A 23,341-nucleotide genomic window follows, 5' to 3' on the forward strand; every position below is an offset into this window, starting at 1 on the left:
ACCGCCGCCCGCGTGCTTCGGGCGGTCGGTTAAGTATCATGCCGCGGCCAGCCGCTCCGTGTTCGAGACCAACCTCGACGCGACGTACGCGTGGCTCGGCCTCGCCGCCGTGAGCGTCGCGACGGCCGGCGTCGCCGCGACGCTCCCCGCGTCGCCCCCGCCGGACGCGGCGGGCGTCGCACACACGGTCGAAACGGTCGCCGACGGGGAGTACCCCGCGACGGCGGAACACGGCATCGCCGCCGACCGGATCCGCCTCACGCCTCGGTCGATCTCGCTGGGCGGGGAGGGCGGCAGCGCTCGGGCGCCGCTCCACGGACCGCGGATAACGCCGGTTCCGACGGGCCGACGAGGCGGAGCCGGCGACGACCGGCTTCGACGGGTACTGGAGGGGGTTCCACCGGGCGCGGCGTTCGACGGTCCCGACGCGCTGTCGGCGGCGGCTGAGCGCGCCCGGGCCGTCGACCACGGCTGGCGATCGGCACCGGAGCGGCTCACCGTGCGGCGCGTGCACTACGGAGGGGTACATGTCACGCTCGTCGGGTGAGGCGTTCGATCCGGGAGACGGGACCGCGGACCGCGCGGCGGTCGAACCCCTCGCCGCGCTCGTCGCGGTGGTGGCCGTCGGCGCGGCGCTGGGGCTGTACACCGTCGCGCTCGACGACGCGACGGTCGACCGGGAGCGACCGGGCGCCGAGACGGCGCTCGACCGGACCGAGCGGGCGGCGACGGTCGGCGGCGTCTTGGAGCCGGACCGACTCCGCGACGCGGCGCCGTTTCGGTATCCGACGACGGTGACGGTCGAGGCCGACGGGACGACGTGGCGGGTCGAGTCGGGCGAGGACGCGCCCGGTCGCGCGGCGGTCGAAGCCGCGGACGCGGTCGCGGTCGCCGAGCGACCGGTGACCGTGCGAGTCGGGCCGGGCCGGAACGTCCGCGGGACGCTTCGCGTGGGGGTCCGCCGGTGACGAGCACCGTGCTCGACGTGACGGTCCTCCTCCTCTGCGTGTCCGCGGGCGTCGTCACGCTCTCCGGCGTCGGCGGCGACGTCGGGGTTCGAGGCCCGAGCGCCGGCGAGACGGCCGACCGACTGGTGACGGAGACGGTGACCGTGCGGTACCGAGCGCCCGCGGCGGCGAACGGTACCCGGGGGATACGGGCGACGCGGGCGGAGCTGCTCGCGCTGCTCGTCGCCGACGTCGGAGGTTCGAACGGCGAGCGGGGCGCCGCTCAGGACCGCGACAACGGGACGGCGGAGGCGTTCGAGTCGCGAGCGACGGCGGCGGTCGCGGCGGGGCTCGGCGAACGGACGCGGATCGACGCGACGGTTCCGACCCCCGCGAACCGGGGGCGCGGAACCGGGGGAGCGACCGCCGGCCACTCCGCACCGACTCGCCGCGACGTCCGGCGGGGAGCCGAGCCGAGGGCCGTGTTGGAGGCGTCGAACGCGTCGGAACCCGCTCGGCGAGACGATTCCGGTCGTGGCTCGAATCGAAGCGAACCGGCCCGGTCGGCGGCGGCCGAGCCGACGGCACCGGTCACCGTCGGCGCCGAGCCGCCGCGGGGCGCCGACGTCGTGACCGCGGTCGTCACGCACCCGATGCCGAGCGGAACCGAGGCGGACGGGGCGATGCGAATCGTCGTGAGGCGGTGGTGACCGTGCCGGATCGCGGAGCGCCGAGGCGCCGGCGCGGGCGCGGCGGATCGGACGAGCGAACCGGGAGGCGGTTCGCCGTCAACGAGCGCGCCCGCGTCCCCTTCGCGCTGATCGGCGTGCTGCTCCTCGTGACGAGCACGGCGTACGCCGCGGGGATCGCGGACCAGGGGCTCGTCGGCGAGGACCGGAGCGTCGAGCGGGCCGTCGAGCGCGTCGACGCCGACGCCACGGCCGCGCTGCGGGCCGCGGCGCGCGAGGCGGCGCACGACGCGGCGCGAGAGCCGGTGACGCGGGCGCCGACCGGCGGTGCCGGAGCCGAGGCGGTACGCGAGGGGTCGGCCTTCGCCGACGCGTTTCGGATCCGGTTCGCGGTCGCCGGCGCCGACGCGCTGTCCGCCGTCGACGCGGAGGTCGGATCGGTGACGGCGTCGGCGTCGCTGCCCGCGGTCGACGAGCGGGAACTCTCGGCGGCCCGCGACCGCGTCCGCGTCGAGCCGGCCGCGAACGGGACGGCGACGCGCGTGACCTTCGAGGGGGTGGAGACGACCGCGACGCGGGACGGACGGACGCTCGTGAACCGCAGCGCGGACAGGACCGTCGTGGTGGCGGTGCCGACCCTCGCCGCCCACCGGCGGACGCAGCGGTTCGAGGCGCGGCTCGACAGGGGACCGGTCGAGGGACCGGGGCTCGGCCGACAGCTCACCGCGAGCCTCTATCCGATGACCTGGGCGCGCGGCTACGCCCAGTACGCCGGGGCGCCGGTCGAGAACGTCCTCGCGAACCGCCACGTGGAGCTGTCGACGAACGCGGGGCTCGTCCGGACCCAGCGGGCCGTCTTCGGAACGAGCGACCCGGACGCCCGCGGCGGGGTCGCGCGGGCGACCGCGCGGACCGGGCTGACCGACCTCCTCGCGCCGACCGGGCTCAAGGAGGGGTCGTGGACCGACACGGTGCTCGGGGCGCCGACGCCGACCGGTTCCGGCGGCGTCGCGGCGGGGTCGCGCGCCGGAACGGGCTCGAACGGGGACGCGAGCGAGGACGCCGCGTTCGAGACGGAGACGGACCGGACCGACGAGGAGACGGCGGTCCGGATCGGGCACGCAGCCGACGTCGGAGCGACCCGCGTGCACGGCGACCTCGACGAGGTGATCGACGGGTCGTACCGGGTCGAGGCCGAGGTGGAGACCGCGACGGTGCAGGTCGCCGACGGGGGGCGACTCTCGCCCCCGTCACCCGGCGGCGACTGGCACCGCGTCGACGAGTCCCGGTCGGAGGGCCTAACCGGCGTCTCGGGGAGTGACGTGCCGGGAGGGGTCCCCGCGGGGCTCGTCGCTCCCGGCGAGCCGGTCTCGTTCGGCGACGCGAGCCGCGAGGTGACGGTCGAGCGCACCGCGACCGCGACGTGGGAGCGGGAGGTCGTGGAGCGGGGTCCGAACGGCAGCGTCGTCGACCGAACCGTGTACCGGACGACGACCGGCGACGAGGCGACCGACCGCTACCGCGTCGCGATCGCGGTGACGGGCCGGCACGCCCCCCGCGACGACGCCCCGGACCGGCCCGCGGCGACGTTCGGAGCGGGAAGCGCGGCCGAGGCCACGGATCTGCAGGGAACGCCGGAGGCCGCTCGATCGGCGCTCGACGTCGGTACGGCGGCCGAGGTGGACCGGCTCGCTCGCGACGCCGTCCGGAGCGGCGACGTCGGCGACGCGACGGTCGTCCACGGGTCGCCGTCGGCCGGCGAGCGGGACCGCGCGGCGGCCGACGTCGCCGCGCTCGCCGCCACGGTCCGGGAGTTCGAGACCGACGCGTCGATGGAGTCGGCGGCGGTCGGCGAGGCGGAGCCGTACGCCGACCTCGCCGACGCGGTCCGCGACCGCCGGGCGGGGCTCGTCGACGCGCCGGCGACGTACGACGGGGCGAGCGACCGGGCGCGGACCGCCGCCCGCGCCGCGTACGTCGACGCCGTCGTCGCGGAGCTGGAGGCCGCCGCGGCCGACCGCGAGACTGCGACGGACGGGTTCCTGGACCGGGTGAACGGCGCGTTCAGCGGTCCCTCGGTCGGCGACGTGATCGCCGCCCGCGAGGCGGCGAAGGACCCGGGTACCTACACCGTCGACGGCGGTCCGGGCGGATCGGTGACGTTCTCGCCGCGGGGGGCGCCGGGGTACCTGCCGCGGACGGCGGTCGACGGCGAGCGGCTGGCGGGCGTCGAGGAGGCGTCGACCCGGCCGCTCGCCGTCCGCAATCTCAACTACGTCACCGTCCCGTACGGCGACCTGTCGAGCGGGATCGTGGACCGGATCCTCGGGGCCGGCGATACGGTCCGGATCGGCACCGCCGGGCGGGCGCTCCTGCTCGCCGAGAAGGCGCTAGCCGCGAGCGACGACCCCGGCCTCCGCGACGACCGGGACGCCCTCGCGGATCGGGTTGACGAATCGCTGCGGGCCGTCGATCGGGACCTCGAGGGCGTGCTGCGGGACCGGACGTCGCTCTCGGGCGAAGCGCGGCGCGGAGCGGTCGACGAGGCCGCGGCATCCTACGATTCGGCGGGCTACCGAGCGGCCGCGGTGGGCGACGGCGAGTACGCGGAGCGCGTCGCCGCCGAGGCCGCGACCGCCGGCGGGCTGTCGACCGCGGCCGAGGCGTCGCTGGCCGCGCACCTCCGCGTCGCGCTCCGGCGGGCGGCCGGCGGGGACGACGCCCGCGTCCCGACGCGGTTCGTCGAGCCGCCGACCGAGGGCGCGCGGCTCCTGCTCAGGGACCGCATGGAGAAGGCGATCGAGCGGGAGGCCGCGCGCGCCGGCGAGGCCGCGACCAGGGAGCTCGGCGAGCGGGCGGCCGAGGAGTTCGGCGAGAAGTGGTCGCTGAAGCCCGCCCGGAGCGTCGGCGCGGGGCTGCCGGTCGCCCCGGTGCCCGGCTACTGGGTGACGACCGTGAACGCCTGGCGCGTGCAGGTCCGCGGGGAGTACCCGCGGTTCGCCCTGCGGGCCGACGTCGGCACGCCGGGGAAACCGTTCGAGTACGTCCGACGGGAGGGCGACGTGACGCTCGACGTCGACGGGGAGTCGGTCCGCCTCGGAGCGACGGAGCCGATCCGGTTCGAGACGGGGACCGTCGTCGTGCTCGCGGTGCCCGCCGGCCCGCCGGGGGTCGGCGACGTCGACGGCGTCCGCGACGAGACCTCGCCCGGGTGGCCGTGTCCGGGCGCGACGGCGGCGTCGGAGGGAGGGGAGGCGAGCTGCGCCCCGCCGTGAGCCGACCGCAGCCGTTTTGAGAGACGGCGACCGAAGGCGACCATGTTTCACGAAGTCGTCGAGGACGGGGCGGTGGCCGGGACCGCCGGCGCCGACGAGACCCCCGACGCCGACGAGGTGACCGCGACCGCGCTGCTCGCGGCGTTCGAGTCGCTGGTGAGCGAGGCGGTGGCTGAGGCCGGCCGCGGGCGCGTCGGCGACGAGACCGACGTCGACGAGGCGGCGATCGAGGCGGCCGCCGACGGCGACGCCGCGGGACTCAGCGTGACCGACGCGGCGGCGATCGTCGCCGTGACCGCCGACCGCGACGCCGACGCGGTCGTCGCCGAGCTGCGCGACCACCTGCTGATGGGGATGGCGACGGCGGTGCTCGACGTCGACACCCTCGCGGCGGGGATCGACGCGGACCTCACCGGCCAGGAGGTCCAACAGGCGCTCGAGGGACGCGCCGGGATGACGCTCGGACAGCTCGCGGAGGTCATGGCGGTCATCGAGCGCCGGAAGCGATGAGGGTCGCGATCGTCGGCTGCGGCTACGTCGGCCTCGAACTCGCGGCGCAGCTCGCGGCGCGCGGTCACGCGGTGACGGGCGTCCGCCGGTCGGACGCCGGCCTCGACGCCATCGAGGAGGTCGGGAATCGGATCGACGGCGACGGCAGGGTCGACGCGGTGCGCGCGGACGCGACCGACCCCGCGTCGCTCGACGCGCTGCCCGACGCGAACGCCGTCGTCTTCGCGGCGAGCTCGGGCGGCCGCGGGGCCGACGCGGCCCGCGAGGTGTACGTCGACGGCCTCCGGAACGTGATCGAGGCGTACGCCGGGCGGCCGTCGTCGCCGGACCGGCTCGTCTACACCTCCTCGACGGGCGTGTACGGCGACCACGACGGCGCGTGGGTGGACGAGGGGACGCCGATCGACCCGACCACCGAGAAGACGCGGGTCCTCGCGGAGGCGGAGCGGATCGCGCTGGAGACGGCCGGAGACGCCGGTATCGACGGGACCGTCGCCCGGTTCGCGGGGCTGTACGGCCCGGACCGGTATCGGCTCGAACGGTACGTCGAGGGGCCCGTCACCGCGGGGTACCTCAACATGGTGCACCGGGACGACGCCGCGGGGGCGGTCCGGTACCTGCTGGAGACCGATCGCGCGCGCGGCGAGCCCGTCGTCGTCGTCGACGACGAGCCGGTCGACAAGCACGCGTTCGCCGACTGGCTCGCGGACGAGTGCGGCGTGCCGCGGCCGGAGAAGCGGTCGAAGGCGGAGCGGATCGCGGCCGGCGACCTGTCCGCGGCCGCCGAGCGACGGGTCCGCACGAGCAAGCGCTGTTCGAACGACCGGCTGCGCGCGCTCGGCTACGAGTTCGCCTACCCGACCTTCCGCGAGGGGTACCGCGACGCGGTGCGGTCGTTCCGGGCGGCCGGGGAGTGAGTCCGACGCGCGGTCCCGTCGTCGGCCGGTCGGAAGGGTAACGAACCTTCATGTGTCGGGAGGGAGTGTCGGGGACACATGTGGAACCAGATCGCGGCCGACGAGCGCCTCGCGCGGGCGGAGGCGTTCGTGCGGGAGAATCCGGAGCTGACGGCGGTCGCCGTCGCCGTCGCGCTCGTCGCGATCGCCGGCGGATACCTCCTGTTCCGCGCCCGCTGGACGTCCGGGGTGCGGTTCCGGCGTCTGCTCGCCGAACAGGAGGAGATCGCGGTGCTGATGCACCCGAACCCCGACCCGGACGCGATGTCGGCGGCGCTCGGCGTCGCGTCGCTCGCGTCGCAGGTCGGCGTCGACGCGACGGTGCAGTACCCCGGCCAGATCCGCCATCAGGAGAACCGCGCGTTCCGGACGGTGCTCGACCTGGACCTGGAGCCGATCGAGCACGTGAGCGACCTCGCGGCCGAGTCCGTCGTCCTGGTCGATCACAACGAGCCGCGGGGGTTCGCGGGGGCCGACGGCGTGCTCCCGGCGGCGGTCGTCGACCACCATCCCGGCGACGGCGCCGGAGAGCTGTTCACCGACGTCCGCACCGACTACGGCGCGACCGCGTCCGTCGTCGCCGAGTACTTCGAGGAGAACGACGCGACGCCGGTCCCGCCGGACAAGCACGCGAGCGAGACCGACAGCGACCTCACGCTCCCGACGGACACCGCGACCGGGCTGTTGTACGGCATCCTCGCCGACACGAAACACCTCACGGTCGGCGCGAGCGAGCCGGACTTCGCGGCCGCCGCGTACGTGTACCCCGGCGTCGACCAGGACCGCCTCGACCGGATCGCGAACCCCGCGGTCGACGCGGAGGTGCTGGAGGTGAAGGCCCGGGCCATCGCCGGGCGCCGCATCGAGGGGTCGTTCGCCGTGGCCGACGTCGGCGGCGTGAACAACGTGGACGCGATCCCGCAGGCGGCCGACGAGCTGATCCAGCTCGAAGGGGTCAGCGCGGTCGTGGTGATCGGCGAGCGAGACGGGACGGTCCACCTCTCCGGGCGCTCCCGCGACGACCGGGTCCACATGGGCAACGCGATCGAGTCGGTGCTCGCGGACGTCGAGAACGGCGACGGCGGCGGCCACTCCCGGATGGGCGGCGGGACGGTCGCGCCGCGGATCGACCCGACGAGCGACGATGCCCCGGAGACGGTCGACCGGGACGACCTCGCCGACTCGCTGTTCCGAGCGATGGCCGGCGACGTCTGACCGCGGGAGAGCGGAGAGGGACCCGACGGCCGGTGCCAGTTTTTAATTACCGGGCCGCGGAGGAAGGGGTATGAACCTCGACCTCCCGACCGACGACGGCTGGCGCGCGCTCGCGGGCGTCGGCGTCGGGTACGCGCTCGCGACCGGACTGATCTTCGTCCTGCTGTTCGCGGTCCCGTACCTGATCGTGCGAGCGCTGTGACGGCGGCGGAAAGAGCGGACTGGAGCGGGGGCGTCGCGGCCGCGATCAGGCGAACGCGAGCGAGTCGTCGGCGCCGCCGTCGTCGTCCTGCTGGAGCTTCTCGTGGGCTTCGAGGAAGTCGTCGAGCGTGACCTCGGTGCGGTCGTCGCGGATGGCGAACATCCCGGCCTCGGTGCAGATGGCCTTGATGTCGGCGCCGGACGCGTCCGGCGTCATCTCGGCGAGCTCGTCGAAGTCGATGTCGCTCGCGAGGTTCATCTTCCGGGTGTGGATCTGGAAGATGATCTCGCGGCCGTCGGTGTTCGGCTTGGGGACCTCGATGAGGCGGTCGAACCGGCCCGGCCGGAGGATGGCGGGGTCGAGCATGTCGAAGCGGTTCGTCGCGGCGATGATCCGGACCTCGCCGCGCTCGTCGAAGCCGTCCATCTCCGAGAGCAGCTGCATCATCGTGCGCTGGACCTCGGCGTCGCCCGACGTCTTCGAGTCCGTCCGCTTCGAGGCGATCGCATCGATCTCGTCGATGAAGAGGACGGCGGGCTGGTTCTCGCGGGCGACCTCGAAGAGGTCGCGGACGAGCTTCGCGCCCTCGCCGATGAACTTGTGGACGAGCTCGGAGCCGGCCATCTTGATGAACGTCGCGTCCGTCTCGTTGGCGACCGCCTTCGCGAGCATCGTCTTCCCGGTCCCCGGCGGGCCGTACAGCAGGACGCCGCTCGGGGGCTGGATCCCGACGTCCTCGAACATGTCCGGGTGTTCGAGGGGCATCTCCACGGTCTCGCGGACCTCCTGCATCTGGTCTTCGAGGCCGCCGATGTCGGCGTAGGTGACGTCGGGGGAGTGCTCGACCTGCATCACGCGGGCGCGCACGTCCGTCTCCTTCTCCAGTTTCTTCACGACGGACAGGGAGTTGTTGACCGCGACCCGGTCGTCGGGGTCGAGCTTCTCTCGCATCTCCTGCGTGATCTCCGTCAGCGCCTCCTGATTGTTGCCGTGCTGCTTGATCACGGCGCCGTCGGGCGTGATCTCCTGGACGGTCGCCACGAACAGCGGGGACTGCTTCAGCTTCTTGTTCTCGTGGGTGAGCCGTTCGAGCTTCTGCTGGTACTTGTTGTTCTCCGCGTTCGCGTCGAGGAGCTTGTCGCGCATCTCCTCGTTCTGCGACTCCAGCACGTCGAGCTCCTCCTGGAGGGACTCGATCTTCTCCTGTCTCGACGCCGACCCCTCGTCGTAGGGCATCTCGACGTCGTCGACGGTGTCAGTCATTGTCCGTAATAAGGCGTCTCGCGCGTAAGAGGTTTCGGGTGGGGGAGAGTCGGACGGGACGAATCCGGGTTTGAATGTCCAATAGTAATTAAACAGGATAGTAAATATTATCTAACGGCATGAGATATGGGAAGGTACGCATGAGCACCACCGACGCCGTCACCGCCGACGAGGACGTCACGGACCGCTGGAGCGCCGTCCGCGATCTGCCCCCGAGCGCGAAGCTCGTGGCGAAGGTACTCGACTACAACGACACGCTGACGCAGAGCGAACTCGCCGAGGAGACGCTGCTGCCGCCCCGGACCGTCAGGTACGCGCTCTCGCGGCTGGAGGAGGAGGACGTCGTCGACTCGCGGTTCTCCTTCACCGACGCCCGGAAGCGGCTGTACACGCTCGCGGTGTAAACCGGTGAGCCCGGCGGCGACCGCTAAGCCCGCCGGCGACCGCTGACCTGCCGGCGATCGCCGAGCCCGACCTTATGACCGATGCCGACGCAGGGACGCCGTGGTCTCGACAACCGCCGTCAAGCGGGCGCTGGCCGCGCTGGCGACGCGCACCGACACCGCGACCCGGCCGTACACCGCCGTGATCGACGAGGCCGAGGCCGCGCGGACCGACCTGCGGCGCGCCGCCGGCTTCGTCGGTTCGGTCGGCCTCGACCGACTGGAGGACGCGGTCGCGGCCGCCGAGCGCGACGGCGACGAGGCCGCGGCCGAGCGCGGCCGCGCGGCGCTCGCGACCTACCGAGCGTTCCGCGAGGCGGCGGCCGGCGGGGAGTGAGGCGACCGGGGCGCCGACCACTTCCGCTCCGGCCCCGGAACCCCTAAACCCGGCACCGGCCAACACCCGGGCAGATGACGCGGGTGATCCACACCGGCGACACCCATATCGGGTACGCGCAGTACCACTCGCCGGTCCGACGCCAGGACTTCCTCGACGCCTTCGCGGCCGTGGTCGACGACGCGGTCGACGGCGACGTCGACGCGGTGGTCCACGCCGGCGACCTCTTCCACGACCGGCGGCCCGAGCTCGCCGACCTGATGGGCACCATCTCGGTCCTCCGCCGGCTCGACGACGCCGGGGTCCCCTTCCTCGCGGTCGTCGGGAACCACGAGTCGACGCGAGGCGGCCAGTGGCTCGACCTCTTCGAGCGGCTGGGACTCGCGACCCGCCTCGGCGACGAGCCGACGGTCGTCGGCGACGCGGCCTTCTACGGGCTCGACCACGTCCCCGTCTCGCGCCGCGACGACCTCGACTACGCGTTCGCGGCCCACGACGCCGACTACGCCGCCCTCGTCGCGCACGGGCTCTTCGAGCCGTTCGGCTACGCCGACTGGGACACCGAGGCGGTGCTCGCGGAGAGCGACGTCGACTTCGACGCGATGCTCCTCGGCGACAACCACACGCCCGGCGTCGCCGAGGTGAACGACACGTGGGTCACCTATCCGGGGTCCACGGAGCGCGCGAGCGCGAGCGAGACGGAGGGACGCGGCTACAACCTCGTCACCTTCGACGCCGACGCCGCCGGGGGCGACGATCGCGTGGAGATCCGACGGCGCGCGCTCGACACGCGCCCGTTCGTCTTCGTCGAGGTCGAACTGCGCGAGGGCGAGGGCGCGGCGCGGGTCCGCGAGCGCGTCCGCCAGCACGACCTCGACGACGCCGTCGTGCTCGTGAGCGTGACCGGCGACGGCGACCCGGTCACGCCGGCCGCGATCGAGGAGTTCGCGACGGAGGCGGGGGCGCTCATCGCCCGGGTCACCGACCGCCGCGAGGTCGAGACCGACGCCGAGGTCGACGTGAGCTTCGCCGACCCCGAGGACGCCGTGCGGGAGCGGATCGAGGAGATGTCGCTCTCCGAGGCCGCCCGCGACGTCGACGAGGCGGTCCGCGCCGAGACGCTCCCCGACAGCAACGTCAGGGAGACGGTGAAGGGGCGGGTCGAGGAGCGGATCGACGACCTCGACGCGTTCGACCGAGGCGGGGCGGGCGGTAGAGGCGAGGAGAGCGACGCCGGGGGGGATTCCGAGGGCGGCGACGGCGACGCCGGAGACGACGAGACGGACGGAGACGAGGACACCGCCGACGACGAGGTGATCGACGACGACGCCGACGAGACCGACGACGAGGCGGTCGACGGTGACACTAACGCCGACGACGAACCGACCCCCGAGACGTCCGCGACCGACGGCCAGGTCTCCATGGAGGACTACCTGTGAACTTCGACCGGGTCCGGCTCTCGAACTTCAAGCCGTACGGCGACGCCGACCTCCGGCTGACGCGGGGCGTCACGGTCATCCACGGGCTCAACGGCAGCGGGAAGTCGTCGCTGCTGGAGGCCTGTTTCTTCGCGCTGTACGGGTCGAAGGCGCTCGACGGCACCCTCGACGACGTCGTCACGAAGGGCGAGGAGGAGACGGAGGTCGAGCTGTGGTTCACCCACGACGGGAGCTCGTACCGCATCGAGCGCCGGCTCCGGGTGTACGACGACCGGATCGACCACCAGTGCACGCTCGAATCCACCGACGGGAGCGACGTGAGTCGCGACGGCGCCCGGGCCGTGCGCGAGTTCGTCACCGGGCTCCTCCGGATGGACGCCGAGGCGTTCGTCGGCTGCGCGTACGTGCGGCAGGGCGAGGTGAACGAGCTGATCGACGCCACCCCGCGCGAGCGGCAGGACACGATCGACGACCTGCTCCAGCTCGGGAAGCTGGAGGAGTACCGCGAGCGCGCCGGCGACGCGCGGCTCGGCGTCGAGGACGTGCTGGGGAACCGTCGCGGCCGGCTCGACCAGCTCGACGAGCAGATCGCGGCGAAGGAGGAGCGCGACCTCCACGAGCGGCTCAACGGGCTCGAAAGCGACCTCTCGGAGGTCACCGACGAGATCGACCGCTACGAGGACCAGCGCGAGCGGGCGAAGGAGACGCGCGAGGCGGCGGCGGAGACGCTCGCGACCCACGCGGAGAAGCGCGAGGAGCTGGAGTCGGTCGAGGCGGCGATCGACGAGATCGAGGCGGCGATCCGCGAGGCCGAGCGGGAGCGCGACGAGCACCGCGAGGCGATCCGGGAGGCCCGCGAGCGGATCGCGGAGATCGAGGCCGCGATCGACGACCGGCTCGACGACGCGGGCCTCGACGCGGCGAGCGAGGCGGCGATCGCGGCCCGCCGCGAGGCGCTCGACGACCGGGAGGAGCGGCTCCGCGAGGAGCTCGACGACGAGCGGGTGAGCGCCGAGGCGTTCCGGAACCAGGCGACGAACCTCGCCGGGAAGGCCGACGACCTCGCCGACCGCGCCGCGGAGCTGGAGGGCGAGGCCGACGATCTCGCCGACGAGGCCGAGGCGGCCGCCGAGGAGGCCGACGAGCGCGAGTCCTCGGTCGCGGAGCTCCGCGAGGAGGCCGAGGGGCTCCGCGAGCGGTTCGCGAGCGCCGACGTCGACCGCGACGGCGTCGCCGACGAGCGGGAGGCGCTCCGGGAGCGGCGCGGCGAGGTCCGCGAGCGGATCGCGGAGCTGTCCGCGGAGCTGAAGAACGCCCGGGAGCGCGTCGAGGAGGCCGAGGCCCTGCTCGCGGCCGGCAAGTGCCCCGAGTGCGGCCAGCCGGTCGAGGACTCGCCGCACGCGACGGGGATCGAGGAGGACCGCGAGCGCGTCGACGAGCTCGAGACCGAGCTCGAAACGGCCAGAGAGCGCGAGACGGAGCTCGACGAGCGGGTCGAGGAGCTGGACGAGCTCGCGGCGGCCGCGGACCGGCTCGACGAGATCGAGGAAACGACCGAGACGCTCGAAGAACGGGCGACGGAGAGGCGCGAGGCGGCCGAAGCGAAGCGGGAGGCCGCCGCCGAAAAGCGGGAGAAGGCGGAGGCGAAGCGCGCGGAGGCGGAGGAGACCCGCGAGGTCGCCGCCGAGAAGCGCGAGCAGGCCGAGTCGACCGCGGAGCGGGTGTCGGCGCTCGAAGAGGCGCTCGACGAGGTCGACGACGCCAGGGCGGCGGTCGACGCGGTCGAGGAGCGGCTCTCGGCGGTCGTGGACGCGGAAGACGAGATCGAGCGCCGCCGCGAGAAGCGGGAGAGCCTGAGAGAGGTGAACGACGAGCGGCGCGACCGGCTCGCGGACAAGCGCGAGCGGCGCGACGAGCTCGCGGCCGCGGTCGACGAGGCCGCGGTCGAGGAGGCGAGAGAGCGGAAGCAGGAGGCTGAGGAGTACCTCGAACGCGTCGACGGGGAGCTGGACCGGCTCGCGGAGCGACGCACGGAGCTGGAGAACGCGATCGGGAGCGTGAACGGCGAGATCCGGGAGCTGGAGGCTCTCCGCGAGGAGCGCGACGAGCTGGCCGCGACCGTCGAGGCGGTCGAGGGGCTCCACGAGGAGACGAGCGAGCTGGAGGCGATGTACGGCGACCTCCGCGCGGAGCTCCGACAGCGCAACGTCGCCGAGCTGGAGCGCACCCTCAACGAGACGTTCGACCTGGTGTACGGTAACGACGCCTACTCGCACATCGAGCTCGACGGCGAGTACGCGCTCACCGTCTACCAGAAGGACGGCGAGGCGCTCGACCCCGAGCAGCTCTCCGGCGGCGAGCGCGCCCTGTTCAACCTCTCGCTGCGCTGCGCGATCTACCGGCTGCTCTCCGAGGGGATCGAGGGCGCGGCGCCGACCCCGCCGCTCATCCTCGACGAGCCGACCGTCTTCCTCGACTCCGGCCACGTCTCGCGGCTCGTCCGCCTCGTCGAGGAGATGCGCGGCTTCGGCGTGGAGCAGATCCTCATCGTCAGCCACGACGACGAGCTGGTCGGCGCGGCCGACGAGCTGGTGACCGTCGAGAAGGACCCCAGCTCGAACCGGTCGACGGCCCGCCGCGCGGACGCCGCCGAGCTCGACGTCGCGTCGCTCGCGGACGACTGACCGCGGCCGCCCCTCAGGCGTCCTCGGAGCGGGCGTCCTCGGCGTGGGCGTCCCCGGCCGCGGCGTCCTCACCCGCGTCGTTCCCGTCCGGTCCGCCTCGCAGGAGCCCGATCGCCTCGGTCGCGGCCGCGGTCGCCTCGTACCCGCGTCGTCCGTCGACCTCGACCTCGTCGATCAGGCCGGCCGCGCGCAGTTCGGCGACCGTCCCGTGCAGGTCGGACTCACAGAGGTCGGTCGCGTCGAGCAGCCCGATCACGGGGAGCGGTCCCTCGTCGACGACCACCGCGAGCAGGCCGAGCGACCGGTCGTCGTGGACCGCACGCATCGTCCGGCGAACCGGCGCGGGGATCCCGGAGGCCGCGGTGGCGAGCGGCGACTCGCCGTCGACGACCTCCAGCTCGTCGTTGTCGACGTAGCGCTCCGCGCCGGTGGCCGGGTCGCGGACCCGGCTCGACTCCGCGGAGCGCTTCACGAGGAGGTACGTGTCGCCGTCGGCGTCGCGGACCGTCTGCATGGCCGAGGAAGGGAGACCGCGAGACATTACGCTTCCGGGGATGGGGGGTCGTCGTTCGCGGGCGCGGAGTCCTCGTCCGTGGGTGCGGAGTCCCCGTCCGTGGGCGCGGAGTCGTCACCGGTCTCGGCCGCCTCGTCCCGCGAGCGCTTCCAGGCGCGATACGTCTGGTACGTCCGGAGGCCGGCGAGGAGTCCGAGGGCGAACAGCCCCGCGCCGACCCGCGCCCGTCCCTCGAAGAACCACAGCATCGGGCCGAGCGAGACGAGGAGGACCGCGGCGTTGGCGTAGATGACGGCGGCGACGAACGCGCGGAGGGTGTCGGAGTCGACGTCGCTCGCGCCCTCGAAGTCGCCGTCGTCGTCGAACGTCTTCACCGAGGGGGCCTTCGGGATCTCCGGCGTCATCTCCCGTTCGGCGTCGGAGCTCTCGCCGAAAGAGACCTCGCCCTCGTCGTCCTCGTCGAGACTGAACACGACCCTTCGTAGGCGGGGGCGGGGCAAAGGGGTTCCGTCCGGTCGGCGTCGAGGCGTCGCGAGGGAGTCGGCGTCGGCGAGCCGGACCGTGAACGGGCGTGGGTCCGGGCCGTCCCGTCAGACCGCGTCGGCGAGCCGGACCGTTCGGCTCGCCTCGACCCACGCGAGGGGGTTCGCGGCGTCGAACAACACCACGTTCCCGTCGTCCTCGTACGCCTCCACCTCGGCGTCGACCGCGTCGCGACCGGTCGGGCGAACCGCCTGGGGTTCCGAACGTGGGTCCGAAGACATGGACCGTGGTAAGTCGTCACACATTAAATGCCTTTCCGTGGCGGGACTCCTCGCCGCACCCGAAAGCCGAGTTTTTTAGCCCGGTGCCGCCGAAGGACGGGTATGACTCAGTCGGGGCTGTCGGACTTCTCGTCGGACGCGGACGGCGAGGGGAGCGACGGCACGGAAACCGAACGGGATGACCTCACCGCGCAGGAGGCGGCCGTCGTCGCCGGCGGCGGGCGGGGCCGCGTCAGCGACGTCGTCGACGTCGACGAGGCGAAGTTCCCAGCGTCGACCGGGACCGTCGAGCTGATGATCACCCAGATCGACTACGCCGTCGAGGGGTACGGGAGCGACGAGTACCCCGTCGTCCACGTGTTCGGCCGGCGACCGGCCGAGAACGTCGACGGGGACGCGGACCACCTCGACGGGGACGCCGACCGCGACGTCGTCGAACACCTCCGCGTCCTCGGCGTCGAGCCGTACTTCTACGTCCCCACCGACGACCTTGACCGCGACCCCGTCGAGGCGTACGACGTGGTGATCGGGACGCGTGAGGAGGGCCCGGACGGCGAGCCGTACGAGAGCATCCGCGGCGAGCCGCTCACCCGGATCGTCACCCGCACGCCCCGCGACGTGGGGAACATCCGCGACGACTTCGAGACCACCTTCGAGGCGGACATCCTCTTCCCCAACCGCTTCCTCATCGACAACGGCCTCAACGGCGGGATCCGCGTCGAGGAGCGCCGGTTGGACGACGAGGAGGGCACAATCCAGGTCCACGAGGGCCACCTCGAACCCGCCGAGGTCGACGCCGACCTCCGCGTGAACACCTTCGACATCGAGGTCGACGACCGCCGAGGGTTCCCCGAGGACGGCGAGGAGCCGATCATCTGTCTCACCAGTCACGACTCCTACGACGACGAGTACGTCGTCTGGCTGTACGACGCGCCGGAGGCCGAGATCCCGCCGCCCGAGGACCTCCCCGACTACGAGGGGATCGTCGGCGACGAGGGGTCGGAGCTGGAGTTTCGGGTCCGAACCTTCGAGGAAGAGGCCGCGATGCTCGACGCGTTCGTCGACTACATCGACGAGACGGACCCGGATCTCTTTACAGGGTGGAACTGCCTACCGGCGGACAGTCAAATTCTCAAAGCGGACGGGACCGAACAACGGATCGAGGACGTGTCTGTCGGAGACGAGGTCATAGGGAGCGACGAACAGCAGACGACGACCGCGGAGGTCACGAACAAGTGGGAAAGCGAGAAGGATATTCTTCGATATAGACTCGCGGACGGAACTGATCTCCGCAGTTCGGAGGACCACCGTGTGATGGTCGGTGACGACGATCAAGTCGACTGGAAGGAGGGAAGCGAGATCGACGTCGGGGACTATCTCCTCAAGCCGCGAAAGTTGAACGTCGACTCGGAGCGTGTCCCGACCCTGAGTGACCTCGTCCCAATCGAATGCCAGCGGTTCGGAAGTAGAGAAGCAATCAAATCGTTCAAATCTGGACTTCCTTACGGTGCCGTTTCTGAACTCGCAGAGGAGTTCGATCTCGCCACAGGAACCTTACATCACCCGAAAACAGATGTCTGGACTCCGGAGCGCTGTCTGATCGCGTCTGACCGGTACGACGTTGCGCTCCCTGACGGCGGGCGGGAGTACCGCCGCACGCGGAACGACCTCGACAGGGAACTTACCGACCACGAGATGTATCTCGCGGGACTGGTCCTCACGGACGGAACGATGTCGCCCGATGACGGAGTCCGTTTCTACAACACGCGCGAGGAGTTACACGAACAGTTCCCCGGTGAAACGCATCTCGAACCCGATGGAAAGGGATGCTACAAGCAGAACGTACTGGACTACGCTCGGATGTACGCGTTCAACGGGCTCGGGATTCCATTCGGCAATAAAAACGATGGAGAAGTCGATCTCTCGACAGTTTTCGAACTTCCAGAATCGTATATAGAACGGTTCTTAGCGGGATTGATCGACGGAGACGGGAACATCTCATCTTCAGTGACCGTTGCGGCCGAAAATCGGTCTATCGGAGAATGGTACGTGAAGTTATTCCGCCGGCTCGGCATCTATGCAGAACAACGTGAGGACGTGGTTCGGGTCCCGGACGCAGAGCGTGAGATTCAGCGGCTCAGGGATCGGATCCTCCCGCATCTGTCTCACTCCAAAAAGCGAGAGGCGCTAAAAGCGCTGGACGGCGGAAAGAGTGGACGAAGCGAGAACATCCCGTACGCGCTCTTTGAGGCTGACACCGGCACTGACGAGAAGCGGATCGGCCGGAACAAACACCGCCGAGGAATTAATCTCAAACGCCACGAAACGACTCTCGACGAGTGGCAGGAGTACGTGTTTGTGGAGGTTGAGGACGTGGAGCGTGTCGGTACGGAGACGACCTACGACATCGAGACGACCACGCACAACTTCTTCGCAGATGATTGTCTCGTCCATAACTGCGAGGACTTCGACGTCCCGTACTTCTTCGACCGGATGGAAGAGCTAGATCCGGGAAGCGAGTATAATCTCTCGGTGGATCGATTCTCCCGGATCGGCGAGGTGTGGCGCTCCGGCTGGGGCGGCCCGGACATCAAAGGCCGCGTCGTCTTCGACCTGCTGTACGCGTACAAGCGCACGATGTTCACCGAGCTGGAGTCGTACCGCCTCGACGCGGTCGGCGAGCGCGAGCTCGGCGTCGGGAAGGAGCGCTACGCCGGCGACATCGGCGACCTCTGGGAGCGGGACCCCGAGCGGCTCCTGGAGTACAGCATCCGGGACGTGGAGCTGTGCGTCGAGATCGACCGGGCGCAGGACGTGATCGCCTTCTGGGACGACGCCCGGAAAATCGTCGGCTGTAAGCTGGAGGACGCGACGACGCCCGGCGACGCGGTCGACATGTACGTGCTCCACATGGCGTACGGGAACTTCGCGCTCCCGTCGAAGGGCCAACAGGAGGCCGAGGAGTTCGAGGGCGGCGCGGTGTTCGACCCGATATCGGGGGTCCGCGAGATGGTGAGCGTGCTCGACCTGAAGTCGTTATACCCCATGTCGATGGTGACGATCAACGCGTCACCCGAGACGAAGGTCGACCCCGCGGAGTACGACGGCGAGACGTACCGGACTCCGACGGGCGTCCACTTTCGGAAGGAGCCCGACGGTATCATCCGGGAGATGGTGAACGAACTGCTCGACGAGCGCGAGGAGAAGAAGGCGCTCCGGAACGAACACGATCCCGGAACCGAAGCGTACGAGCAGTACGACCGTCAGCAGGGAGCTGTCAAGGTCCTGATGAACAGCCTGTACGGCGTTTTCGGCTGGGATCGATTCAGGCTGTACGACCGCGAGATGAGCGCTGGCGTCACTTCTACCAACCGAAAGGTGATCGACTTCACCGCCGACGTGACCGAGGAGCTAGACAGAAAAGTTACATACGGGGATACCGATTCGGTCATGCTCTCGCTGGGGGATCTATCGAAAGGGAAGGCGATCGAGACCTCCTTCGAGATCGCGGACCACATCAACGCCCGGTACGACGACTTCGCGCGCGAGGAGCTCAACGCCGACTCGCACCGCTTCGAGATCGAGTTCGAGAAGCTCTATCGGCGGTTCTTCCAGGCGGGCAAGAAGAAGCGGTACGCCGGGCACATCATCTGGAAGGAGGGGAAAGACGTCGACGACATCGACATCACCGGCTTCGAGTACAAGCGCTCGGACATCGCCGGCATCACGAAGGAGGTCCAGCAGAACGTCATCGAAACGATCGTGACGGGCGACGACATCGACGAGGACATGGAGGAGGTGAAGGCGTACCTCGTGGACGTCATCGCCCGCGTGCTCGACGGCGACGTCGACCTCGAAGAGATCGGGATCCCCGGCGGGATCGGGAAAAAGCTCGACGCCTACGAGACGCCGACCGCGCAGGTCCGGGGGGCGAAGTACGCCAACCTGATGCTCGGCACCAACTTCGGGAGCGGGTCGAAGCCGAAGCGGCTGTACATCGAGAAGGTCCACCCGGACTTCTGGGAGCGGATGGAGGAAGACGAGGGCCTCGACCCGCAGCGCGACGGGCTGTACGGGGAGTTCAAGCGCGACCCGGACGTGATCTGCTTCGAGTACGCCGACCAGGTCCCGGACGAGTTCGAGGTGGACTGGGAGAAGATGCTGGACAAGACGCTGAAGGGACCCATCGAGCGCGTGATCGAGGCGCTCGGGATGTCCTGGGAGGAGGTCAAGACCGGCCAGGAGCAGACCGGACTCGGCTCGTTCATGTAGCCGAGTCGTCTCGGAGAAAGCTCTTTTCGATCGTTGGAAAAATTCTTACCGAATTCAAGAGTTTTGACGGGGGAATGCGTAACCATTAACCCCCTCAACCACCACCGTAAACGTACGAGGCACGAGAATACACATGGCTACTCTCGAAATCAACGATCTTCACGCACGAGTGGCGGAAGAGGGCGGCGAACGCATCCTTCGGGGGGTCGACCTGACCGTCGAGTCCGGGGACATCCACGCGCTGATGGGACCGAACGGCTCCGGGAAGTCGACGCTCGCGAAGGTCATCGCCGGCCACCCGGCGTACGAGGTCACCGACGGGGAGATCCTGCTCCACCTCGACGAGGCGGACGTCGCCGACGTCGACGCCGACCTCGACGACGAGGACTACCACTGGGAGCTCCTGGAGCTGGAGCCGAACGAGCGCGCCGCGCTCGGCATCTTCCTCGGCTTCCAGTACCCGGCGGAGATCGAGGGCGTCACCATGACGAACTTCCTCCGGCAGGCGCTCAACGCCAAGGCGGACGAGCGCGAGGAGCTGTTCGAGGACGAGGAGGCCGAGGAGGCCGACGCCGACGAGGACGACGAGGGGTACGAGACCTCCCCGATGGAGGGCCCCGCCGACGACGGCGAGATCGGCGTCGCCGAGTTCCAGCAGATCCTCTCGGAGAAGATGGAGCTGCTCGACATGGACGAGAAGTTCATGCAGCGCTACCTCAACGCCGGCTTCTCCGGGGGCGAGAAGAAGCAGAACGAGGTCCTGCAGGCCGCGATGTTAGAGCCCGCGATCGCCGTGCTCGACGAGATCGACTCCGGGCTCGACATCGACCGGCTCCAGGACGTCTCGAAGGGGATCAACGCGCTCCGCGACGAACAGGGCACGGGCGTCCTCCAGATCACCCACTACCAGCGCATCCTCGACTACGTCGAGCCCGACCACGTCCACGTCATGCTCGACGGCGAAGTCGTCAAGAGCGGCGGCGCGGAGCTCGCCGAGAAGCTCGAGGACAAGGGGTACGACTGGGTCCGCGAGGACGCGTTCGAGGCGGCGTAACCATAAATGGTCACGCGACAGGAATAAACGGGGAAACACGTAACATAAAATCATGAGTTCACAACAAGACGACCTCAAGGAGACAGACACCGAGGCCCGCTTCGAGTTCAAGAAGGAGGAGAAGTCCGCCTTCCAGACCGAGAAGGGCCTCACCGAGGAGACGGTCCGCGTCATCTCGGAGGACAAGGACGAACCGGAGTGGATGCTGGAGCGGCGCCTGCGCGCGCTCGAACAGTTCCAGGAGATGCCGATGCCGACCGACTGGCCCGGGCAGCCGGACCTGAGCGAGGTCGACGTCGACGAGATCATCCCGTACATCCGGCCCGACGTCGACGTCCGCGCGGGCGTCGACGACTGGACGGAGCTCCCGGACGAGATCAAGGACACCTTCGACAAGCTGGGCATCCCGGAGGCCGAGAAGAACGCGCTCTCCGGCGTCGGCGCGCAGTACGAGTCGGAGGTCGTCTACCAGAACATGCAGGAGCGCTGGGAGGAGAAGGGCGTCATCTTCTGTAACATGGACGAGGCCGTCCAGGAGCACGAGGAGCTCGTCCGCGAGCACTTCATGACGAAGTGCGTCCCGCCGAGCGACAACAAGTTCGCGGCGCTCCACGGCGCCATCTGGTCCGGCGGCTCGTTCGTCTACGTGCCGGAGAACACCACGGTCGACATGCCGGTGCAGGCGTACTTCCGGATGAACTCCGAGGGGATGGGCCAGTTCGAGCACACGCTCATCATCGCCGAGGAGGGCTCCGAGGTCCACTACATCGAGGGCTGTTCCGCCCCGAAGTACTCGGCGTTCAACCTCCACTCCGGCGGGGTCGAGGTGTTCGTCGGGGAGGACGCGCACGTCCAGTACTCCACGGTGCAGAACTGGTCGAAGAACACGTACAACCTGAACACGAAGCGCGCCATCGCCGAGAAGGGCGGGCGCATGGAGTGGATCTCCGGGTCGATGGGGTCGAAGGCGACCATGCTGTACCCCTCGACGATCCTGAAGGGACGCGGCGCCTCCGACAACCACATCACCATCGCCTTCGCGGGCGAGGGCCAGGACATCGACACCGGCGCGAAGGTGTACCACAACGCGCCGGAGACGAAGTCGACCGTCGAGTCGAAGTCGATCGCGAAGGACGGCGGCCGCACGAACTACCGCGGCCTCGTCCACATCGCCGACGGCGCCGAGAACTCCTCGACCGCCGTGGAGTGCGACGCGCTGATGTTCGACAACGAGTCGACCTCCGACACGATGCCGTACATGGAGATCAACGAGTCGAAGGTCGACGTCGCCCACGAGGCGACCGTCGGGAAGATCGGCGACGAGGACATCTTCTACCTCCAGTCGCGCGGCCTCGACGACGACGACGCCAAGCAGATGATCGTCTCGGGCTTCATCGAGCCCATCACGGAGGAGCTACCCATCGAGTACGCCGTCGAGCTCAACCGGCTCGTCGAGCTGGAGATGGAGGGCTCGCTCGGATAACATGAGCACGAAGCAAATCGAGAGCCTCTCGGAGGACACGGTACGACGCATCGCCGACGAACGCGACGAGCCCGAGTGGCTCCTCGAGACCCGTCTGAACGCGCTCGCCGCGCTGGAGACGGCCGATCTGCCGGACGTCATCCAGACGCCCGGCCGCCGCTGGACCGACCTGGAGGCGCTCGACTTCGAGTCGCTCGTCGACCCGCTGAACCAGTCCGACGCCACGGAGCGGGCGGCCGGCGACGACGAGGTCGTCGTCCTCCCGTTCACCGAGGCGTTCGACGAGTACGGCGACGTCATCGAGGCGAACTTCGGCTCGGTGCTCGACCCGGAGCACAACTACCTCACGGCGCTGTCGGTCGCGCTGTTCACCACCGGCACGTTCGTCTACGTCCCCGAGGGCGTCGACGTCGAGGACGTGACGGTGCGCGCGGAGATGAACTCCCGCTCGCTGTTCAGCCAGACGCTCGTGGTCGCCGAGGAGTCGTCGTCTGTGACGATCCTCGAATCGATCACGTCCGGTGACGGCGAGGCCGCCGTCGACGGCGACCGGTACTTCTCGAACCTCGTCGAGATCGCCGCAGGCGAGAACGCGAACGTGCAGTTCGGCTCGCTCCAGAACCTCGACGACGACTCGTACACCTACTCGCTGAAGCGCGGCGTGACGGACGCGTACGCGACGGTCGACTGGATCGAGAGCAACTTCGGCTCGAAACTCACCCGCTCGGACGTCGAGACCGAGCTGAACGGCGACGGCTCCGAGAGCCAGATCGTCGGGACGTTCTTCGGCACCGACGACCAGCACTTCGACCTGAACGCCCGGGTCTGGCACCAGGCCGAGCACACGACGGCCGACCTCGTCACGCGCGGGGTGCTCGACGACGTGGCCCGCTCCGTCTACGAGGGCGTCCAAGACGTCGGCGAGGACGCGTGGAACACGTCCAGCTACCAGCGCGAGAACACGCTGATGCTGTCGGACGACGCCGAGGCCGACGCGTCGCCGAAGCTGATCATCCACAACCACGACACCGAGGCGTCGCACTCCGCGACGGTCGGGCAGGTCGACGCCGAGGACCTGTTCTACCTCGAGAGCCGCTCGATCGACTCCCGCACGGCGCGGAACATGCTCGTCGAGGGCTTCTTCGTGCCCGTGTTAGAGGAGATCGCGGTCGACGAGTTCCGCGACGACGTTCAGGAGCTCGTCTTCGAGCGGCTCCAGTAGACGGCCGGCCGCGTTCGAACGCGTGTCGCCGCGGTTCTCGTTTTTTGTGCCGCTGACGTCCCGGGTGAAGGG

19 protein-coding genes and 1 pseudogene are annotated in these 23,341 nt (G+C 70.2%); 16 read left to right on the forward strand and 4 right to left on the reverse strand.

Translation table 11 applies throughout. The features are described from left to right. Positions 1–58 precede the first annotated feature (58 nt). From NO900_RS15075 to NO900_RS15110, 8 genes are all read left to right on the forward strand, one after another. A complete protein-coding gene (locus tag NO900_RS15075; protein WP_256409860.1) occupies positions 59–547 on the forward strand; it encodes a DUF7283 family protein in 489 nt (162 codons plus the stop codon). Then, positions 528–968, forward strand: a complete 441-nt coding sequence (locus NO900_RS15080; RefSeq protein WP_256409861.1) for a DUF7285 family protein — start codon at positions 528–530, stop codon at positions 966–968. The genes NO900_RS15075 and NO900_RS15080 overlap by 20 nt, the downstream gene beginning before the upstream one ends. Then, positions 965–1,657 (forward strand): DUF7284 family protein, encoded by a 693-nt coding sequence (locus tag NO900_RS15085; protein ID WP_256409862.1) that lies wholly within the window; start codon positions 965–967, stop codon positions 1,655–1,657. Before NO900_RS15080 ends, NO900_RS15085 begins: the two co-directional genes overlap by 4 nt. 2 nt (positions 1,658–1,659) lie before the next feature. Further along, a complete protein-coding gene (locus NO900_RS15090) occupies positions 1,660–4,911 on the forward strand; it encodes a DUF7286 family protein (RefSeq protein ID WP_425492676.1) in 3,252 nt (1,083 codons plus the stop codon). 42 nt (positions 4,912–4,953) lie between these two features. Beyond that, complete coding sequence (locus NO900_RS15095; RefSeq protein WP_256409864.1) at positions 4,954–5,421, forward strand: DUF5791 family protein; 468 nt, start codon at positions 4,954–4,956, stop codon at positions 5,419–5,421. Beyond that, positions 5,418–6,338 (forward strand): NAD-dependent epimerase/dehydratase family protein, encoded by a 921-nt coding sequence (locus NO900_RS15100; protein ID WP_256409865.1) that lies wholly within the window; start codon positions 5,418–5,420, stop codon positions 6,336–6,338. Before NO900_RS15095 ends, NO900_RS15100 begins: the two co-directional genes overlap by 4 nt. A gap of 78 nt (positions 6,339–6,416) precedes the next feature. After that, positions 6,417–7,592, forward strand: a complete 1,176-nt coding sequence (locus NO900_RS15105; protein ID WP_256409866.1) for a DHH family phosphoesterase — start codon at positions 6,417–6,419, stop codon at positions 7,590–7,592. 70 nt (positions 7,593–7,662) lie between these two features. After that, entirely contained in the window at positions 7,663–7,794 is a 132-nt protein-coding gene (locus NO900_RS15110; RefSeq protein ID WP_256409867.1) for a hypothetical protein, read from the forward strand. A gap of 45 nt (positions 7,795–7,839) precedes the next feature. Here NO900_RS15110 and pan1 read toward each other — a convergent pair whose 3' ends face one another. Then, complete coding sequence (pan1, locus tag NO900_RS15115; protein ID WP_256409868.1) at positions 7,840–9,057, reverse strand: proteasome-activating nucleotidase Pan1; 1,218 nt, start codon at positions 9,055–9,057, stop codon at positions 7,840–7,842. A 140-nt stretch (positions 9,058–9,197) separates the two neighbouring features. Between pan1 and NO900_RS15120 the strand changes: the two genes are divergently transcribed. The 4 genes and pseudogenes from NO900_RS15120 (at position 9,198) to rad50 (ending at position 13,960) form a co-directional block, all read left to right on the forward strand. Beyond that, positions 9,198–9,461, forward strand: a complete 264-nt coding sequence (locus NO900_RS15120; RefSeq protein WP_094525277.1) for a MarR family transcriptional regulator — start codon at positions 9,198–9,200, stop codon at positions 9,459–9,461. A 100-nt stretch (positions 9,462–9,561) separates the two neighbouring features. Further along, positions 9,562–9,915, forward strand: a pseudogene (locus NO900_RS15125) (DUF7966 family protein). Next, positions 9,912–11,276, forward strand: a complete 1,365-nt coding sequence (gene mre11 / locus NO900_RS15130; protein ID WP_256409869.1) for a DNA double-strand break repair protein Mre11 — start codon at positions 9,912–9,914, stop codon at positions 11,274–11,276. Before NO900_RS15125 ends, mre11 begins: the two are co-directional and overlap by 4 nt. Continuing rightward, entirely contained in the window at positions 11,273–13,960 is a 2,688-nt protein-coding gene (gene rad50 / locus NO900_RS15135) for a DNA double-strand break repair ATPase Rad50 (RefSeq protein ID WP_256409870.1), read from the forward strand. The genes mre11 and rad50 overlap by 4 nt, the downstream gene beginning before the upstream one ends. Positions 13,961–13,973: 13 nt before the next feature. Here the strand turns inward: rad50 and NO900_RS15140 are convergent, their stop codons facing one another. From NO900_RS15140 to NO900_RS15150, 3 genes are all read right to left on the reverse strand, one after another. Further along, positions 13,974–14,474: a DUF7346 family protein gene (locus NO900_RS15140; protein WP_256409871.1), complete on the reverse strand. Its 501-nt coding sequence runs from the start codon at positions 14,472–14,474 to the stop codon at positions 13,974–13,976. A 26-nt stretch (positions 14,475–14,500) separates the two neighbouring features. Next, positions 14,501–14,947 (reverse strand): DUF7322 domain-containing protein, encoded by a 447-nt coding sequence (locus NO900_RS15145; protein WP_256409872.1) that lies wholly within the window; start codon positions 14,945–14,947, stop codon positions 14,501–14,503. Between the two features lie 117 nt (positions 14,948–15,064). Further along, positions 15,065–15,238: a DUF7331 family protein gene (locus NO900_RS15150; protein ID WP_256409873.1), complete on the reverse strand. Its 174-nt coding sequence runs from the start codon at positions 15,236–15,238 to the stop codon at positions 15,065–15,067. Positions 15,239–15,340: 102 nt separating this feature from the next. On the opposite strand from NO900_RS15150, the gene NO900_RS15155 reads away from it, so the two are divergent. The 4 genes from NO900_RS15155 (at position 15,341) to sufD (ending at position 23,269) form a co-directional block, all read left to right on the forward strand. Next, positions 15,341–19,510, forward strand: a complete 4,170-nt coding sequence (locus NO900_RS15155; RefSeq protein WP_256409874.1) for a DNA polymerase domain-containing protein — start codon at positions 15,341–15,343, stop codon at positions 19,508–19,510. A gap of 133 nt (positions 19,511–19,643) precedes the next feature. Continuing rightward, positions 19,644–20,564, forward strand: coding sequence for an ABC transporter ATP-binding protein (locus NO900_RS15160; RefSeq protein ID WP_256409875.1), 921 nt, complete (start codon positions 19,644–19,646; stop codon positions 20,562–20,564). 52 nt (positions 20,565–20,616) lie between these two features. Further along, positions 20,617–22,047: a Fe-S cluster assembly protein SufB gene (gene sufB / locus NO900_RS15165; RefSeq protein ID WP_256409876.1), complete on the forward strand. Its 1,431-nt coding sequence runs from the start codon at positions 20,617–20,619 to the stop codon at positions 22,045–22,047. A gap of 1 nt (position 22,048) precedes the next feature. Then, positions 22,049–23,269, forward strand: coding sequence for a Fe-S cluster assembly protein SufD (gene sufD, locus NO900_RS15170; protein ID WP_256409877.1), 1,221 nt, complete (start codon positions 22,049–22,051; stop codon positions 23,267–23,269). Positions 23,270–23,341 lie beyond the last annotated feature (72 nt).

The organism is Halorubrum rutilum (assembly GCF_024494565.1).

What these genes read in the sequence shown, in the direction of transcription:
- NO900_RS15100 (WP_256409865.1), top strand. Translation starts at nt 5,418, where the DNA reads ATGAGGGTCGCGATCGTCGGCTGCGGCTACGTCGGCCTCGAACTCGCG.
- NO900_RS15140 (WP_256409871.1), bottom strand. Translation starts at nt 14,474, where the DNA reads ATGCAGACGGTCCGCGACGCCGACGGCGACACGTACCTCCTCGTGAAG.
- NO900_RS15095 (WP_256409864.1), top strand. Translation starts at nt 4,954, where the DNA reads ATGTTTCACGAAGTCGTCGAGGACGGGGCGGTGGCCGGGACCGCCGGC.
- NO900_RS15155 (WP_256409874.1), top strand. Translation starts at nt 15,341, where the DNA reads ATGACTCAGTCGGGGCTGTCGGACTTCTCGTCGGACGCGGACGGCGAG.
- sufD (WP_256409877.1), top strand. Translation starts at nt 22,049, where the DNA reads ATGAGCACGAAGCAAATCGAGAGCCTCTCGGAGGACACGGTACGACGC.
- NO900_RS15120 (WP_094525277.1), top strand. Translation starts at nt 9,198, where the DNA reads ATGAGCACCACCGACGCCGTCACCGCCGACGAGGACGTCACGGACCGC.
- NO900_RS15105 (WP_256409866.1), top strand. Translation starts at nt 6,417, where the DNA reads ATGTGGAACCAGATCGCGGCCGACGAGCGCCTCGCGCGGGCGGAGGCG.
- NO900_RS15080 (WP_256409861.1), top strand. Translation starts at nt 528, where the DNA reads ATGTCACGCTCGTCGGGTGAGGCGTTCGATCCGGGAGACGGGACCGCG.
- mre11 (WP_256409869.1), top strand. Translation starts at nt 9,912, where the DNA reads ATGACGCGGGTGATCCACACCGGCGACACCCATATCGGGTACGCGCAG.
- NO900_RS15150 (WP_256409873.1), bottom strand. Translation starts at nt 15,238, where the DNA reads ATGTCTTCGGACCCACGTTCGGAACCCCAGGCGGTTCGCCCGACCGGT.
- NO900_RS15160 (WP_256409875.1), top strand. Translation starts at nt 19,644, where the DNA reads ATGGCTACTCTCGAAATCAACGATCTTCACGCACGAGTGGCGGAAGAG.
- pan1 (WP_256409868.1), bottom strand. Translation starts at nt 9,057, where the DNA reads ATGACTGACACCGTCGACGACGTCGAGATGCCCTACGACGAGGGGTCG.
- sufB (WP_256409876.1), top strand. Translation starts at nt 20,617, where the DNA reads ATGAGTTCACAACAAGACGACCTCAAGGAGACAGACACCGAGGCCCGC.
- NO900_RS15110 (WP_256409867.1), top strand. Translation starts at nt 7,663, where the DNA reads ATGAACCTCGACCTCCCGACCGACGACGGCTGGCGCGCGCTCGCGGGC.